Genomic DNA, 16,372 nt, shown 5'->3' on the forward strand with positions numbered 1-16,372 from the left:
AGCGATTCGATGACCCTCAAATTGAAACTGGAACTGGCCTCGGGCCAATCATTGAAAGGTGCGCCGCTGCAATTGCTGCGCGATGGCGTGGCTATCGCCCGCGCGTCGGTGGATGCTCATGGCCAGGCGACGTTCGACGTCAAGCCCGGCCCGGGAAAACTGGCGGTCAGGGTGGATCGTTCGATTCTGCCCCACAGCTGAAATGCCCGGACAAGATTGCTCCGGCGCGCGTCACCGATTCGCCGGGTAAAGTGCGACGACTGCCGCGAAGGATCGCGGCAGATCTTTCAAGGAGAGCGAAACATGACGTTTGCCGCTGCACACCTTCCACAATTCCCCGATCACGCCAGCGACTCGATCATCCTGCGGTTATCGACGCTGGATGACGACCTGATCGTCCGTGTACCCGATGGCCAGAACACACCGCCGAACTGGGATGTGTACCCGATCCTCGGTGACGACCCGGAAGAGCCCGAATGGCAAGGCTTGTCGGAGCAGACCGGCGTCTGGGATGACGCACTCGATGACATGGTCGGCCTGACCGGGATCGAACTGAGCATCCCGAGATTCGAGCTGGAAAAGTACCTGAACAGCACCGTTGAACTGCGCTACAAGTTTGCTGATGAGGCCAGTCTGGAGCCTTCCTCCGAACCGTTGACGCTACATATAGAGACCTGAAGCCAGCCGTTTTCCCGCAGACCAGGCATACCTTTCCGAAGGCATCGACCGTTCGTCGAAACTGTTATTTCTAACAGGTGCCGTGCACATCCATTCCCGGCTTCAATCGCTGAGGAGTTAACGAACCGGCTCCGTCAGCGCAACAACATGGCTGCGCTCTGAACAGGGTTCAAATGGATGTGAAAAGGAGTTTGATCATGACTGCACAAGTCAAAGCCTTGGCGGCACCGGATCTCGAAGAAGCCGTGAATGGTGTGCTCCACGTTGGCAAACTGAAGGGAGACGCTCACAGCGTTGTAGCGCCTTTCTCCCAGGCCGTTGTTGGCGACGTGATTAACATGCACGTAAGGACCTCGACCGGTAACGAATGGCAAGGGACCCGTGTACTGACCGCAGCCGAGGTGGGAAGGCCAGTGATCTTCGCCATCTCCAAAGATGTCTTTGAGAAAAAACTTGTTCCCGGTGCCAAGGCCGAATTGCATTACACCGTCACCAGATACACCGGTAGCGCTGTGTCATCCCCATTGCTGACAGTTCAACTCGAACGATAAGCAACAATCACCCCTGCGCCTGTGCCTCTTCATGAGCCTGGCGCAGCCGTTCGCGGCTGTTGGTCAGGTGCAGGCGCATGGCCGCGCGGGCGGCATCGGAATCCTGACGGGCGATGGCGTCGTAGATTTCCTCGTGCTCGCGACTCAGGCGATTCATGTAGTGCTGCTTATCGTCATGGGCCAGTCGTGCCGAGTTATAGGTGACGCCCCGGAAGAGCCCGAATGGCAGGGTTTGTCGAAACCGACCGGCACTTGGGATGACGCCCTCGATGACATGGTCGGCCTGACCGGGATCGAACTGAGCATCCCCAGATTCGAACTGGAAAAGTACCTGAACAGCACCGTTGAACTGGGCTACAAGTTTGCTGATGAGGCCAGTCTGCAGCCTTCCTTCGAACCGTTGAAGCTCTACGTTGAAGCCTGAGACCAGCCAGCACCGCTCGTCGAAACTGTTAGTTTTTACAGGTGCGCCGACAGAATGACTGCTCCTAGGCTGAGACTCAATTCTCAGTCCAGGAGCTGCAATCATGAAAGTGACCTACACGCTTAAGAACCCCGTGGGCAATCGGCGGTATTTTATGTTCGAGGGGATTGTCAATTTGTCCGACATTCTGAAGTTCGCGGGTGTCGACCAGCAGTACATCGTCACCAAAAAAATCCTGTCTGTGCCCTTCGATATCGAAGAGCCCATCACCGATGTCATGCTCGAGACCGAGGTTTATAAACCTTGAAACAATCGACAACTCGAACGATAGGCAACAATCAACCCTGCGCCTGCGCCTCTTCATGAGCCTGACGCAGTCTTTCCCGGCTGTTGGTCAAATGCAGGCGCATGGCCGCGCGGGCGGCATCGGAATCCTGACGGGCGATGGCGTCGTAGATTTCCTCGTGCTCGCGACTCAGGCGATTCATGTAGTGCTGCTGATCGTCATGGGCCAGTCGCGCCGAGTTCAGGCGAGTGCGCGGAATGATGCTGGTGCCCAGGTGGGTCATGATGTCGGTGAAGTAGCGGTTGCCGGTGGACAGCGCGATTTGCAGATGGAACTGGAAGTCCGACGCCACTGCATCGCTGGCGTGGGCCACGCTGTCATTCAGCGCATCAAGGGCCGCGCGCATCGCAGCGAGTTGCTCGGTGCTGCGCCGCTGCGCGGCAAGGCCGGCGGATTCGACTTCGAGGCTGATACGCAATTCGAGAATGGCCAACACGTCCCGCAGGGTGACCACGGTGGCTGGGTCGATCCGGAAACCGCTGGGGCTCGGGGTGTCGAGCACGAAGGTGCCGATGCCATGACGGGTTTCCACCTGCCCCGCCGCCTGCAAACGGGAAATTGCCTCGCGCACCACGGTGCGGCTGACGCCATGGGCTTCCATGATCGCCGACTCGGTGGGCAACTTGTCGCCGCGCTTGAGCAGACCGTCGCGGATCTGCTCGGTCAGCACCGTCACCAGTTCCTGAGCCAGGCTGCGGCGCTTGCGAGGGAGTCGCGGGGTGTCGATCAGGTTTTCCATGGTCTGCATCTTGTCTCGAAAATTCGGCTTGTGGGCATCATAGCTCAAGCGGGTTGTACGATCACTTTCCGTTTCCACACAAATACTGTGGGAGCTGGCTTGCCAGCGATGAGGCCATACCCGTCGATAAAGATGTCGACTGAACCGACGCCATCGCTGGCAAGCCAGCTCCCACATGGGCTGTGTATCGATCAGGCAGTCACGGTTTGCTCTACCAGATGACCGCTGTCGATCCGCACATGCCGTGGGTGGAAACGCTTCAGACTGCTGCGATGGCCGACGCTGACAATGCTCAGCCCCGGTATCTGATCGATCAGCGCCTGATACAGCGTCGCTTCGTCTTCCTCATCCATCGCTGAAGTCGCCTCATCCATGTACAACCACTGCGGTGCGTAAAGGAGCGCGCGGGCGAAGGCCAGACGTTGCTGTTCACCCGGCGACAACATGCGCTGCCAGTGGTTGGCTTCGTCCAGTCGAGCCACCAGATGCGGCAGACGGCAGGTTTCCAGCACTTGTGCATAACGTTCTGGTGCGTAGGTGTCGCCCGGCTGTGGATAACTCAAGGCGTCGCGCAGGGTGCCGATCGGCAGATACGGCTTTTGCGGCAGGAACAGATAACGCGAAGCCGGCAGGCGAATGCTGCCGTGCCCGGCCGGCCACAAATGACCCATCGCCCGCAGCAGCGTGGATTTACCGCTGCCGGAACGACCGCTGAGCATCACCCGATCACCCTGCTCCACGGTCATGTCGGCGCTGGTCAGCAGGTGACGACCGTCGGCCAGATCAAGGCCCAGGTTATGAACCTTCAGCTCATTGCCCTGATTCTGCACGTCGATGGCCGGTGCACGTTCTTCGTTGTCGGTCATGGCCTGGCGGAAACTCAGCAGACGATCACAGGTGGCGCGCCACGCGGCGAGGTCCGCATAGGCGTTGATGAACCAGCTGAAGTTCTCCTGCACGTTGCCGAACGCCGAGTTGATCTGCATCAGCTCACCCAGCTCGATCTTGCCGGTCAGGTAACGCGGGGCCGCGACGATGAACGGGAAGATGATTGCGATCTGGCCGTAACCCGAGGTGAAGAACGTCAGGCGCTTGGACACCCGCATGATGTCCCAGAAGTTGTGCCAGACCAGCCCGAAGCGGTTGCTCAGGCGACGATTCTCGTTCGGCTCGCCGTTGTACAACGCAATACTCTCGGCGTTCTCACGTACTCGCACCATGGAGAAGCGTAGGTCCGCTTCGAAGCGTTGCTGCTGGTTGTTCAGGCCGATCAGGCGTCGACCGATCAGGTGCGTCAGCCAACTGCCGACCGCTGCGTACAGCAGCGCACACCAGAACATGTAGCCGGGAATCTCGATACCAAACACTTCGATGCTGCCGGACACGCCCCACAGAATGATCGAAAACGACACCAGGCTGACCACCGTGCGGATCAGGCCCAACGCGAGATTCAAGGTGTTGGTGGTAAAGGTATTGAGATCTTCGGAAATCCGCTGGTCAGGGTTGTCGGTGTAGCCGCCCTGCTCCAGCTGGTAGTAGTTCTTGTGCCCGAGCCAGCGTTTGAAATGGTTCTCGGTGAGCCACGCACGCCAGCGGATGGTCAGCATCTGCGTCAGGTACAGGCGATACACCGCGCCAAGAATCGCCACCGCCGCAATGCCGCAGAAATACAGGATCAACTGCCAGAACGCCGCCTCGTCCTTCTTCTGCAGGGCGTTGTAGAAGTCCTTGTACCAACTGTTGATCCACACCGAGATCGCCACGCTGAACAACGTCAGCGCAATCACGGCGATCAGCAACGTCCAGGCCTTGCCCTTCTCTTCGCTGCGCCAGTAAGGCGTGATCATGGCCCACACCTTGCGAAAAAACTGCCCGCGCACAGTATCGTTGACCGCGGAATATTCAGCGTTCTGATTCATGGAAAAGGCTCGATAAAGAAAAGAACAGACACGCACCGATCATAGATGATCGGCGCGCTTCATCGCGAGGGCTGGCGATGGTCGTTCAGCGCAGGTTCAGCGACGAACCGGACGCTTCTGCAGTTTGCGCTGCAGGGTGCGGCGGTGCATGCCCAAGGCGCGGGCAGTGGCGGAAATGTTGCCTTCGTGCTCGGTCAGCACGCGCTGGATGTGCTCCCACTGCAGGCGATCCACCGACATCGGGTTTTCCGGCACCAGGCTGTCGAGGTCGGCGTGTTCGGACAGCAGCGCTGCCAGCACATCGTCGGCGTCGGCCGGTTTGCACAGATAGTTGCAGGCGCCGCGCTTGATCGCCTCGACCGCGGTGGCAATGCTCGAGTAACCGGTGAGGATCACCACGCGCATTTCCGGGTCCAGCTCCAGCAGTTTCGGCAGCAGGACCAGACCGGAATCGCCGTCCATCTTCAGGTCCAGCGCGGCATAGTCCGGCAGATCGGCCTGGGCGATGGTCAGGCCTTCTTCGGCGGAACCGGCGGTGCTGACGCGGAAACCACGACGGGCCATGGCCCGGGCCATCACCCGGGTGAAGGTCGCGTCGTCATCGACCAGCAGCAAATGCGGCAGTTCTTCGCCTTCGACTTGGATTTCGTCACTCATGTTGCTCTCCTCGGGCGCCGTGGGGCAGGCGCAGCTCGGTGAGCGTGCCGCCTTCCTCATGACTATAGAGTTTCACTGAGCCGCCGGCGCGTGTCACGCTGGCCTTGCTCAAAAACAGGCCCAGGCCGAAACCTTTGCCCTTGGTGGTAAAAAACGGTTTGCCGATCTGCTCGGCGATGGCCAGCGGCACACCGGCGCCATGATCGCGGATGCTGATGGTCAGGTCTTCGGCGGTCCAGTCCAGGGTCACCTGAAGGTTTTCCGGGCAGGCATCGGCGGCGTTGTTCAACAGATTCAACAAGGCCTGGGTCAGATCCGGCGGCGGTGCTACACGCGGCAATGGGCCCTGGCCCAGACGCTGGAATCGATAACTGGCTTCCGGGCGCATCAGGTGCCAGCGGTTGAGCGCCTCGTCGAGCCACTCGGTGACGTCCTGCATCTCCACCGCCATCCGGCGATTGGCTTCGGCGGCGCGCACCAGTTGTTGCAAGGTCTCCTTACAGAGCTTCACCTGATCCTTCAACACCTTCAGGTCTTCCTGCAGCATTGGATCGGGGTGATCCCGCTGCATTTCGTTGAGCAACACACTCATGGTCGCCAGCGGTGTGCCCAGTTCATGGGCGGCACCGGCGGCCTGAGTCGCAACGGCCAGCAATTGCTGGTCGCGCAGGCCTTCTTCCCGGCGGATCGCGCGCAACTCTTCCTGGCGGCGCAGCTCTTCAGCCATGCGCGCGGCGAAGAACGTAATCACTGCCGCCGCCAGGGCAAAGCTCAGCCACATGCCGTAGATCTGCAGGTTTTCCCGCGCGACCGGCAGGGTTTCCAGCGGATAGAAGTGCGTCAGCATTAGGGTGTACAAGGCCAACGCAATGCCCGACAGCACTACCGAATAACGCCACGGCAGCGTCACCGCAGCGATGGTCAGCGGCACCAGATAATACGAAACGAACGGGTTGGTCGAACCACCGGAGAAATACAGCAAGGCACTGTGGATAACCAGATCGCAGGCCAGTTGCAGCGCGTATTCGAGCTCGGTCACCGGCCACGAAGTGCGCAAACGCACGGCGGTGAACACACACAGCAGAATCGAACAGCCGAGGGTCATCACCAGTTGCACCCACGGCAACGGCAACAGATCCAGCCAGTAAGCCAGGCCCACGGAACCGGCCTGTGCGGCGAGCACCAGGGTGCGGATGAAAGTCAGCCGCCAGAGGTTCTGGCGAGTGGCGGAAGTCAATTGTACGGGGGCGAGCATGAGCTCTCCTGATGAGCGCTCCAGGCGGATCGCACGGAGTATAACCAAGGCGCGAGCTCGAGAGGCGAAAGTGCGGCAAACGACCACATGGCAGAAAGTTGTGTGACAGCTATAAGGCTGCCGTCACGAGTGGTATTCGAAAAGCGAAAAAACCGGCGATCTATTTGAGATAACCGGTTTGAAGGCTCAGTCAGTTCCCAATTCCGTAGGAATCCCTGTTAATCAACTCCTGGACCTTGTTCCAGCCTTCCTCGATCGTGCCGAACCGAAATCCTTGTTGCGTGCCATGGATAAAAACGTCGACCCATTGCTGATCATGGGGTCCATTGACAAAAAGGACATCAAAACCGCGTTGGTTTGCATCTGTTTTCGCTTCCGGTGTCATGACTATTTCCTTATAGGATGGAGTTCATCGAAGCCGATCACTCGGCCAGTTGATGGCTATGGCGAAGGGCTTAGTGATGCTCGACCAACACGTTGAACATTTCTACTGTCAGAACTAACAGGTAACGCCACCTCTCCGACGGATGGACGTCAGCGTGATCTGTATAGAAGTTGTAACTGGGCGAACCGGATCACAGAAGCTAGAGTCTGATGGTTTCACGCAGGCCCCCGAACATCACCTGCGCCCTCATCAAGGAGCTTTCATGCACACATTTCGCCGCAGCGCCGCCCTTCTCGCCCTGACCGTCGGCAGCGCCGCCAGCCTTCCGGCCCTGGCCGCCGATGAGCTGCACTACAACCAGATTTCCCTGCGCGCCGAAGTCAGCCAGGAAGTGGCCCGCGACCTGATGATCGTGACCCTCTACACCGAAGAACAAAACACTGACCCTGCCAAACTCGCCGCCGACGTCAGCACCACCATGAACAAGGCCCTGGCCCAGGCCAAGCAGGTCAAAGACATCACCCTGCGCCAGGGCAGCCGCAACAGCTACCCGATCTACGACACCAAAGGTCAGAAAATCACCGGCTGGCGCGAACGCGCCGAACTGCGCCTGGAAAGCGCCGACTTCGCCGCCCTATCCAAACTCACCGGTGAGCTGCTGACCGACCTGAAAATGGGCGGCATGGACTTCGCCATCGCCGACCCGACCCGCAAGGCCAGCGAAGACAAACTGCTGAAAGAAGCCGTCACCGCCTTCAAGGCCCGCGCCCAACTGGCCACCGACGCCCTGGGCGGCAAGGGCTACAAAATCGTCAACCTGAACCTCAACAGCAACGGCTTCCCGCAACCGTACATGCGCGCCCCGATGATGATGAAAGCGGCGGGCATGGATTCGGCGCCCGTCACGCCTGAAGTCGAAGCCGGCACTAGCCAGGTCAGCCTGACCGCTGATGGTTCGATTGAAGTGTTGATGCAGTGATTGAATGACAGCTGAATGAAAAACCGGCGATCAGTGATGATCGCCGGTTTTTTTTGTGCCCGGGATTTGTGTTGTCAGCTCTGCCGTCATCGCTGGCAAGCCAGCTCCCACCAGTTCTGCGCATTTATTGAAATCGCGTACGACCCTGTGGGAGCGGGCTTGCCCGCGATGAACGATGACGCGGTCGTCAGGTTTGCGGATCAACCCGGTCCAGCGCGCGGTTCACCGCCAGCTCGGCCAGCATGATGATCTGCTGGATCCCGAGCGCCGTACTGCGCTGCGAACCGCTGAGCTCATTGGCGAAATTGCTCGCGATGGTACTGGCCGACGCCAGGGACTCGCAGGCGTTGGCCAGCAGGCTTTCGGTGTCGACGTTGGGAGTGACCATGTACATCGTGCTCGGGCGCGGTTTGGAAGGATTGGGGCACAGGTAATAGTCGAGGGCGCGTTTGATGGCTTCGCGGTTGCGGGCGAGGTCTTCGGCGCGCATGGCTTCTTCTAGGGGGGTGGGTGATTCGAGGGGTGGGTCGGGTATCAGCTTATCCATGTAGCAATTTCTCCAGGTTATGGAGCCACTTTTCCCGATCTCACTCGAAGAAGAGGTGGCAGCTATGTACGGGGTGAGATCACCGGTATGGATACCCGGCAGGACATTCGTCCACCCGTACACAGCCGCCATAAAGAATCGCTGACAGTCTAAACTGGCGGCGATTATGAAGGGGCTCGCACAAGTATCCAAATGAATAGCCGGGATCTCACTCCCGGTCGCTGAATTGGCAGCGACAACCAAAGACTAGAGAGCGTACTTCCGACGGACAACCTGAAAACATTGTGGGAAGGTTCGGTGAATCACACACATCTTTAAACATTCGAAAATGGAACGCGGAGCGTCCCGGGCTGCATTCCCACGCGGAGCGTGGGAACGATCAAGCAGTCCGCAGTTGCTTTCCGCTTTCCGCTTCCCACCACTCAACACGATGAGCGTTAGCTCGAGTAAAGCTCTTGATCTTTTGGCGACGTCGGAAGGCTGAGTGGAGGGATTTATCCGGGGGTGGGAGCGAAGCGACCGTTTGGCGAAGCCAAACACATCGAGAGGAGGTGCAGCGAAGCAAACCGTAGGCGATGCCCCCGGATGAATCCCGGAGCGAAGGAACCCCGAGCCTTAGCGAGCGGGCCGAACGCAGGAGCAAGCGTTTTTGGTTACTTTTTAGGCGTTTGTAAAAAGTGACCCGCCGTCAGGGCGGAACCATAAGCAGCAGCACCCGAAGAAACGGATATGCCCAAAAACCCGCCAGATATACCGAGATAGACGCATCCCCTCAAAAAACGATATTTCCGAACACCCCCAAATCCCCGCTAACCTCAAGGATCAACCACCTAAAAACCCACGGGCCAGACATGCAAAGATCCACCCTAAAACCACTCCTGATCACCCTGGCCCTGACCGCCATAACCCCAATCGCCAACGCAGCCACAACCCTCGTCTACTGCTCCGAAGCCAGCCCCGCAGGCTTCGACCCCAGCCAATACACCAGCGGCACCGACTTCGACGCCTCCGCCGAAACCGTCTTCAACCGCCTCACCCAATTCAAACGCGGCGGCACCGAAATCGAACCCGGTCTGGCGACCAAATGGGACGTAAGCCCGGACGGCCTCCAGTACACCTTCCACCTGCGCCAAAACGTAAAATTCCACACCACCGACTACTTCACCCCGACCCGGACCTTCAACGCTGACGACGTCCTGTTCACCTTCCAGCGCCTGCTCGACCCGGACAACGCCTTTCGCAAGGCCTACCCCGCCGAGTCCCCGTACTTCACCGACATGGGCCTGAACACCACGATCAAATCCGTGGAAAAACTCGACGACAACACCGTGCGCTTCAACCTGAACAACGTCGACGCCGCGTTCGTGCAAAACCTCGCCATGAGCTTCGCCTCGGTGCAATCGGCCGAATACGCAGCCCAATTGCTGAAGGAAGGCCACGCCGCTGACCTCAACCAGAAACCGGTCGGCACCGGCCCGTTTGTGTTCAAGCGCTACCAGAAGGACGCGCAGATCCGCTACGCCGCGAACAAGGACTACTGGAAACCCGAGGACGTGAAGCTCGACAACCTGGTGTTCTCGATCACCCCGGACGCCGCCGTCCGCCTGCAAAAGCTCAAGACCGGCGAATGCCAGGTCAGCGGCTACCCGCGCCCCGCCGACATCGAAGTGATGGAAAAAGACCCGAATCTGCGGGTGTTGAAACAGGCCGGTTTCAACCTCGGCTTCCTCGCCTACAACACCACTCATCCACCGCTGGATCAGCTCAAAGTGCGCCAGGCGCTGGACATGGCCATCGACAAACCGGCAATCATCAAAGCGGTTTATCAGAGTGCCGGACAGCTGGCGCAAAACGCCTTGCCGCCAGCGCAATGGTCGTTCGATCCGAACATAAAAGACGCACCGCATGACCCTGTGAAAGCCAAAGCGCTACTCAAGGAAGCCGGGGTTGCACCGGGTACAACCATCAACCTCTGGGCCATGACCGTGCAGCGCGCTTCGAACCCGAATGCGCGGATGTCGGCACAGATGATCCAGCAGGATTGGGAGAAGATCGGTATCAAGGCCAACATCGTCAGCTATGAATGGGGCGAGTACATCAAGCGCGCCAAGAATGGCGAACATGACGCGATGATCTACGGCTGGACCGGTGACAACGGCGACCCCGACAACTGGCTGGGCGTGCTTTACAGCTGCGCGGCGGTGAAGGGCAGCAACTACGCCAAATGGTGCGATCCGGCGTACGACAAGCTGGTGCAACAGGCCAAGGTGTCAACCGATAAATCGCAACGGGTAAAACTGTATCAACAGGCGCAACTGATCCTTAAACAGCAGGTGCCGATCACGCCGATCGCCAACTCCACGGTGTTCCAGCCGCTGCGCAAGGAAGTCAGCGACTTCAAGATCAGCCCGTTCGGTCTAACCCCCTTCTATGGCGTGGGTATAAATAAGTAACACCCGGCCCCAATCCGGCGCGCACAGCGTGACCAATGCACCGTTTTGGGGCTCCATTTGCACCGTAAAAACCGCCCGCAAACGGTCAAATGCGTCAGAAGTTATACGGATGCGACATTAAGGTACGTTCGTGCCACGCTTTGACGCCGCCGAGCGCTCTGGATCTTGCATTGGGTATGGGCCCTGCATAAGTATCCGCAGGCACGACTCACGAGGTCGTACCTCACTACTAAAAAATGACAACAAATCATGAGGCCAACATGCTTAAACACGCGGTCATTCCGTTTTTAGTCGGCGCAGGCTTGTTAGCCTCCGCACCTTTCGCCACCGCTGCGACTAACCTGGTGTTCTGCTCCGAAGGCAGCCCGGCCGGTTTCGATCCAGGCCAATACACCACCGGAACCGACTTCGACGCCTCAGCCGAAACCATGTTCAACCGTCTGACCCAGTTCGAGCGTGGCGGTACCGCCGTGATTCCTGGTCTGGCGACCAAGTGGGACATCTCGGATGACGGCCTGACTTACACCTTCCACCTGCGTGAAGGCGTCAAGTTCCACACCACCCCGTATTTCAAGCCGACTCGTGAGTTCAACGCCGACGACGTGCTGTTCACCTTCAATCGCATGATTAACAAGGATGACCCGTTCCGTAAGGCGTACCCGACCGAATTCCCGTACTTCACCGACATGGGGATGGACACCAACATCACCAAGATCGATAAAGTCGACGACCACACCGTCAAGTTCACTCTGAAAGAAGTCGACGCCGCGTTCATCCAGAACATGGCCATGAGCTTCGCGTCGATCCAGTCCGCCGAGTACGCAGCCCAGCTGCTGAAAGAAGGCAAGGCTGCCGACATCAACCAGAAGCCGATCGGCACTGGTCCGTTCGTGTTCAAGAGCTACCAGAAAGACTCCAACATCCGCTACACCGGCAACAAGGAGTACTGGAAGCCTGAAGATGTGAAGATCGACAACCTGATCTTCGCCATCACCACCGACCCGTCGGTACGTATCCAGAAGCTGAAGAAGAACGAGTGCCAGGTCACCCTGTTCCCGCGTCCGGCCGACCTCGCAGCACTGAAAGCCGATCCTGCGCTGAAGATGCCTGACCAGGCCGGCTTCAACCTGGGCTACATCGCCTACAACGTGATGGACAAGGTCAAGGGCAGCAACGAGCCTAACCCGCTGGCCGACCTGCGCGTTCGCCAGGCGCTGGACATGTCGGTCAACAAGCCACAGATCATCGATTCGGTTTACCAGGGCGCCGGACAACTGGCCGTCAACGCCATGCCTCCGACCCAGTGGTCCTACGACACCACCATCAAGGACGCCAAGTACGATCCTGAGAAAGCCAAGCAGCTGCTCAAGGAAGCCGGCGTCAAGGAAGGTACCGAGATCGTCCTGTGGGCGATGCCGGTTCAGCGTCCGTACAACCCGAACGCCAAGCTGATGGCCGAAATGCTCCAGTCCGACTGGAAGAAAATCGGTCTGAACGTGAAGATTCAAAGCTACGAGTGGGGCGAGTACATCAAGCGCTCCAAGGGTGGCGAGAACCAGGGCATGCTGATTGGCTGGAGCGGTGACAATGGTGATCCGGACAACTGGCTCAACGTGCTGTTTGGTTGCGACTCCCTGAGCGGCAACAACTTCTCCAAATGGTGCGACAAGAAATTCGACGGCCTCGTGAAAGAAGCCAAGCGCACCACTGACCAGGCCAAGCGCACCGAACTCTACAAAGAGGCGCAGCACGTCCTCAAAGATGCAGTCCCTATGACACCTATCGCTCACTCGACGGTGTATCAACCCATGCGCGCCAACGTGCAGGACTTCAAGATCAGCCCGTTCGGCTTGAACTCCTTCTACGGCGTCAGCGTCAGCAAATAAAAGAGGCAGCGGCGACGTTTTCAGCGTCGCCGCTGTTTTTTTTGCCGAGAAGTAAGGAATTTGCCTACAACCTTTTCCAGCCCGTCTGACCGGGATGGTTTAGGACGTGTCGCCTTTTCCTACGAGTCTTTAGGACTCAGCGCATTTACTGCCAGACCCACGGCCCCTACCGTCGGGTTCTGACCAGTGACTGCGTGGGCTTTCGGTTTTTGCTGTTCGTTTCGGTTTGAGCTCAATGCAGCTACAACGTCCCTGGACGGGATCGCGGCGCATTGAAAAACACTAAAAAAGAGGGAGCGTCATGCGCCATACCTTGGTTTTTTCCGCATTGCTGGGCGCCGGCCTGTTGGCTGCCACGTCCGCCAGTCATGCCGCCAGCGACAGCCTGGTGTTTTGCTCCGAAGGCAGTCCGGCCGGTTTCGATACCGCGCAGTACACAACGGCGACCGATAACGACGCCGCCGAACCGCTGTACAACCGACTGGCCGAGTTCGAAAAAGGCGCGACCGGTGTAGTACCGGGCCTCGCAACCAGCTGGGATATTTCCGAGGACGGCCTCAAGTACACCTTTCACCTGCGTGAAGGGGTGAAATTTCATACAACCCCGTACTTCAAACCTACACGCGATTTCAACGCCGACGACGTGCTGTTCACGTTTAACCGCATGCTCGATCCGCAACAGTCTTTCCGTAAGGCTTATCCGACCGAGTTCCCGTATTTCAACGGGATGAGCCTCAACAAGAACATCGCCAAGGTCGAGAAGACCGGGCCACTGACCGTGCAGTTCACGCTCAACAGCGTCGACGCCGCGTTCATCCAGAATATCGCCATGAGCTTCGCCGCCATCCTGTCCGCCGAGTACGCCGACAAACTGCTGGCCGAAGGCAAGCCGAGCGACATCAACCAGAAGCCAATCGGCACTGGCCCGTTCGTGTTCAAGAGCTACCAGAAAGACTCGAACATTCGCTACACCGGCAACCCGCACTACTGGGATCCGAGCCGGGTGAAGCTGAAGAACCTGATTTTCGCGATCAATACCGACGCCTCGGTACGTGTGCAAAAGCTCAAGGCCGGCGAATGCCAGGTCACCCTGCACCCGCGTCCGGCCGATGTGCCGGCACTGAAGAACGACCCGAAACTGCAATTGATCGAGAAGCCGGGCTTCAACCTCGGCTATATCGCCTACAACGTGCGCCACAAGCCGTTCGACCAGCTCGAAGTGCGTCAGGCGCTGGACATGGCGGTGAATAAACAGGGCATTCTCAACGCTGTTTATCAAGGCGCCGGTCAACTGGCCGTCAACGCCATGCCGCCGACCCAGTGGTCCTACGACGACACGATCAAGGACGCCGCCTATAACCCGGAGAAAGCCAAAGAGCTGCTCAAGGCTGCCGGCGTCAAGGAAGGCACCGAGATCACCCTGTGGGCGATGCCGGTACAACGGCCGTACAACCCGAACGCCAAACTGATGGCCGAAATGCTCCAGGCCGACTGGGCCAAGATCGGTCTGAAAGTGAAGATCGTCAGCTACGAATGGGGCGAGTACATCAAGCGCACCAAGAATGGCGAGCACGACGTGAGCCTGATCGGCTGGACCGGTGACAACGGGGACCCGGACAACTGGCTCGGCACGCTCTACAGCTGCGATGCCATCGGCGGCAACAACTACTCCATGTGGTGCGATCCGGCTTACGACAAGCTGATCAAACAGGCCAAGGTCGTCACCGACCGTGACCAGCGCACCGTGCTCTACAAACAGGCCCAGCAACTGCTCAAGCAGCAAGTGCCGATCACGCCTGTCGCCCACTCGACGGTCAACCAGCCGCTGAGCGCCAAAGTCGAAGGGTTCAAGGTGAGCCCGTTCGGTCGCAACGTGTTTTCGGGTGTCAGCATCGATTAAACAAAAAACCGATTAGCCGCAATGCTGAGGGGGCCGTCTAACCCCTCACGCAAGCGCTTTGCCGAAATTCGCCAATCAGGCGTTTTGCAAACGTTTGCGATGTGTGAATGAGTTCTAAACCAATAACCGGCCAACCCAAAAAAGCCGGCATAAAAAGAAAGTAAAGGAGCTTCACCCATGAAACTGAGCAATACCGCGATACTGGCCCTGGCCATCAGCAGCATCACCGCCACGGCTTATGCGGAAACCCAAAGCCAGGCGTTCACCCCGGTGACCGTCAACGAGAAGAGCGCCCAGGCTGAAGCCACCGGCTTTCTCGAAGGCTCCACAATCAGCGGCACGACCCGAAACTGGTACGCCAACGAACAACTGAAACGCGGCGGCAAGTTCACCTATCGCAAGGATGGCGTGGCCACCCCGACCGACCGCCGTATCAACTGGGTGCAAGGCACCATCGTCAAGTACAACTCGGGCTTCACCGAAGGCACCGTCGGTTTCAGCACCGAAGTGGCGGCGTACAACGCCATCGCGCTGGAGCGTGACCGCGAGAACCTGGCGGCCAACAACGGCGGCGCACCGGGAACCCGTCCAGGCGCGGGCAACAACCGTACCCTGACCCGTGAAGGCGGCGAAGCCCAGGGCCAGTGGAGCAAAGTCGGCCTGGCCAACGTCAAGGCGCGGATCTCCAACACCACCCTGACCGCCGGTCGCATGAACTTCAGCAGCCCGCAGGTCGATGTGATCGGCAACCGTCCACTGCCATCGAGCTTCGAAGGTCTCGCGATCCACAGCGAAGAACTGAACAACCTGTCCTTCGACCTGGCTTCGTTCGACCGCGTGTCGCCGCGTACCGAAGAAAGCCTGAGCAAATTCCGCTCCGAATACGGCGCGATCGATGCCGAAGCCGACCACGTTCACACCGGCGGTATCTCGTACCAGCCGTTCGCCAGCCTGACCACCAGCCTGTGGGGCACCCAGGCCGAAGACCTGTGGAACCAGTACTACTTCGGCGCCACCCACGTACTGGGGGACAGCTCGGTTCTGGCCCTGACCACCGGTCTGAACTACTACAAGACCGTGGACGAAGGTAAGAAAAAACTCGGTGAAATCGACAACGACACCTACTCCCTGTCGTTCGGTCTGACCCACCAGGCGCATACCCTGACCTTCTCCTACCAGGAAGTGAACGGTAACGAGTACTTCGACTACCTGCACGAAACAAACGGCATCTACCTGGCCAACTCCCTGCTGTCGGACTTCAACGGCCCGAACGAGAAATCCTTCCAGGTGGCCTACGGTCTGAACATGGCCGAATACGGCGTGCCAGGCCTGAAGTTCAACATCTACCAGGCCCGCGGCTGGGGCATCGACGGCACTCACTACAAGGGTGGCGGCTACGATGGCGTGCAGTCGATGGACGGCGAGCATCACTATGAATACGGGATCGGTGCCGCTTATGCCGTACAGAGCGGTCCTCTGAAGGCAACCACCGTTCGCGCGACCTACACCGCGCACCGCGCCAGCGAAAACCAGGCTGACGGCAGCATCAACGAGTTCCGTCTGGTGACCACCGTTCCATTCAACATCCTGTAAAACCGCCAGCCGACGGCTGACTCAGTGACGAGTCGGCCGTTCGGCTTTTTGTCTTCAACC

The 16,372-nt window shown here is 58.7% G+C and carries 16 protein-coding genes and 1 pseudogene; 10 read left to right on the plus strand and 7 right to left on the minus strand.

What is annotated here, in order from left to right; all coding sequences use genetic code 11:
* Nucleotides 1-9: 9 nt before the first annotated feature.
* From ACKUG4_RS08320 to ACKUG4_RS08330, 3 genes are all read left to right on the plus strand, one after another.
* The gene (locus ACKUG4_RS08320; RefSeq protein WP_064593376.1) at nt 10-201 is read left to right on the plus strand and encodes a hypothetical protein; all 192 of its coding nucleotides are present in this window, start codon (nt 10-12) and stop codon (nt 199-201) included.
* A 102-nt stretch (nt 202-303) separates the two neighbouring features.
* On the plus strand, nt 304-678 hold the full coding sequence (locus tag ACKUG4_RS08325) for a hypothetical protein (RefSeq protein WP_085647679.1): 375 nt from the start codon (nt 304-306) through the stop codon (nt 676-678).
* Nucleotides 679-875: 197 nt separating this feature from the next.
* Complete coding sequence (locus ACKUG4_RS08330) at nt 876-1,229, plus strand: hypothetical protein (RefSeq protein WP_445433795.1); 354 nt, start codon at nt 876-878, stop codon at nt 1,227-1,229.
* A 7-nt stretch (nt 1,230-1,236) separates the two neighbouring features.
* Here the strand turns inward: ACKUG4_RS08330 and ACKUG4_RS08335 are convergent.
* A pseudogene (locus ACKUG4_RS08335) lies at nt 1,237-1,425 on the minus strand (FCD domain-containing protein); the annotation flags it as partial.
* On the opposite strand from ACKUG4_RS08335, the gene ACKUG4_RS08340 reads away from it, so the two are divergent.
* On the plus strand, nt 1,390-1,653 hold the full coding sequence (locus ACKUG4_RS08340) for a hypothetical protein (RefSeq protein ID WP_445433851.1): 264 nt from the start codon (nt 1,390-1,392) through the stop codon (nt 1,651-1,653). The pseudogene ACKUG4_RS08335 and the gene ACKUG4_RS08340 sit on opposite strands and share 36 nt — an antisense overlap.
* 103 nt (nt 1,654-1,756) lie before the next feature.
* Complete coding sequence (locus ACKUG4_RS08345; RefSeq protein WP_064593370.1) at nt 1,757-1,960, plus strand: hypothetical protein; 204 nt, start codon at nt 1,757-1,759, stop codon at nt 1,958-1,960.
* Nucleotides 1,961-1,991: 31 nt separating this feature from the next.
* On the opposite strand, the gene ACKUG4_RS08350 is transcribed toward ACKUG4_RS08345, so the two are convergent.
* From ACKUG4_RS08350 to ACKUG4_RS08370, 5 genes are all read right to left on the minus strand, one after another.
* Nucleotides 1,992-2,738, minus strand: coding sequence for a FadR/GntR family transcriptional regulator (locus ACKUG4_RS08350; protein ID WP_175473381.1), 747 nt, complete (start codon nt 2,736-2,738; stop codon nt 1,992-1,994).
* 191 nt (nt 2,739-2,929) lie between these two features.
* The gene (locus ACKUG4_RS08355; RefSeq protein ID WP_445433796.1) at nt 2,930-4,657 is read right to left on the minus strand and encodes an ABC transporter ATP-binding protein/permease; all 1,728 of its coding nucleotides are present in this window, start codon (nt 4,655-4,657) and stop codon (nt 2,930-2,932) included.
* A gap of 96 nt (nt 4,658-4,753) precedes the next feature.
* Nucleotides 4,754-5,314, minus strand: a complete 561-nt coding sequence (locus ACKUG4_RS08360) for a response regulator transcription factor (protein WP_003221630.1) — start codon at nt 5,312-5,314, stop codon at nt 4,754-4,756.
* Complete coding sequence (locus ACKUG4_RS08365) at nt 5,307-6,569, minus strand: ATP-binding protein (RefSeq protein WP_445433797.1); 1,263 nt, start codon at nt 6,567-6,569, stop codon at nt 5,307-5,309. Before ACKUG4_RS08365 ends, ACKUG4_RS08360 begins: the two co-directional genes overlap by 8 nt.
* Before the next feature lie 190 nt (nt 6,570-6,759).
* On the minus strand, nt 6,760-6,954 hold the full coding sequence (locus tag ACKUG4_RS08370; RefSeq protein WP_085647675.1) for a hypothetical protein: 195 nt from the start codon (nt 6,952-6,954) through the stop codon (nt 6,760-6,762).
* 262 nt (nt 6,955-7,216) lie between these two features.
* Here ACKUG4_RS08370 and ACKUG4_RS08375 point away from each other — a divergent pair, with 262 nt between their 5' ends.
* Nucleotides 7,217-7,933: an SIMPL domain-containing protein gene (locus ACKUG4_RS08375; RefSeq protein WP_445433798.1), complete on the plus strand. Its 717-nt coding sequence runs from the start codon at nt 7,217-7,219 to the stop codon at nt 7,931-7,933.
* Nucleotides 7,934-8,120: 187 nt separating this feature from the next.
* Here ACKUG4_RS08375 and ACKUG4_RS08380 read toward each other — a convergent pair whose 3' ends face one another.
* Nucleotides 8,121-8,480 carry a DUF6124 family protein gene (locus tag ACKUG4_RS08380; protein WP_445433799.1) on the minus strand — a complete coding sequence of 120 codons (360 nt, stop codon included), beginning with the start codon at nt 8,478-8,480 and terminating at the stop codon, nt 8,121-8,123.
* A gap of 851 nt (nt 8,481-9,331) precedes the next feature.
* Between ACKUG4_RS08380 and ACKUG4_RS08385 the strand changes: the two genes are divergently transcribed.
* From ACKUG4_RS08385 to ACKUG4_RS08400, 4 genes are all read left to right on the plus strand, one after another.
* Entirely contained in the window at nt 9,332-10,933 is a 1,602-nt protein-coding gene (locus tag ACKUG4_RS08385) for an ABC transporter substrate-binding protein (RefSeq protein WP_445433800.1), read from the plus strand.
* Between the two features lie 260 nt (nt 10,934-11,193).
* Nucleotides 11,194-12,819 (plus strand): ABC transporter substrate-binding protein, encoded by a 1,626-nt coding sequence (locus ACKUG4_RS08390; protein WP_064593358.1) that lies wholly within the window; start codon nt 11,194-11,196, stop codon nt 12,817-12,819.
* A 301-nt stretch (nt 12,820-13,120) separates the two neighbouring features.
* The gene (locus ACKUG4_RS08395; protein ID WP_445433801.1) at nt 13,121-14,719 is read left to right on the plus strand and encodes an ABC transporter substrate-binding protein; all 1,599 of its coding nucleotides are present in this window, start codon (nt 13,121-13,123) and stop codon (nt 14,717-14,719) included.
* Nucleotides 14,720-14,896: 177 nt separating this feature from the next.
* Nucleotides 14,897-16,312 carry an OprD family porin gene (locus ACKUG4_RS08400; protein WP_064593356.1) on the plus strand — a complete coding sequence of 472 codons (1,416 nt, stop codon included), beginning with the start codon at nt 14,897-14,899 and terminating at the stop codon, nt 16,310-16,312.
* The last annotated feature ends 60 nt before the right edge of the window (nt 16,313-16,372 follow it).

The sequence above is a fragment of the Candidatus Pseudomonas auctus genome (genome assembly GCF_048654275.1).
Lineage (GTDB): Bacteria > Pseudomonadota > Gammaproteobacteria > Pseudomonadales > Pseudomonadaceae > Aquipseudomonas > Aquipseudomonas pharyngis.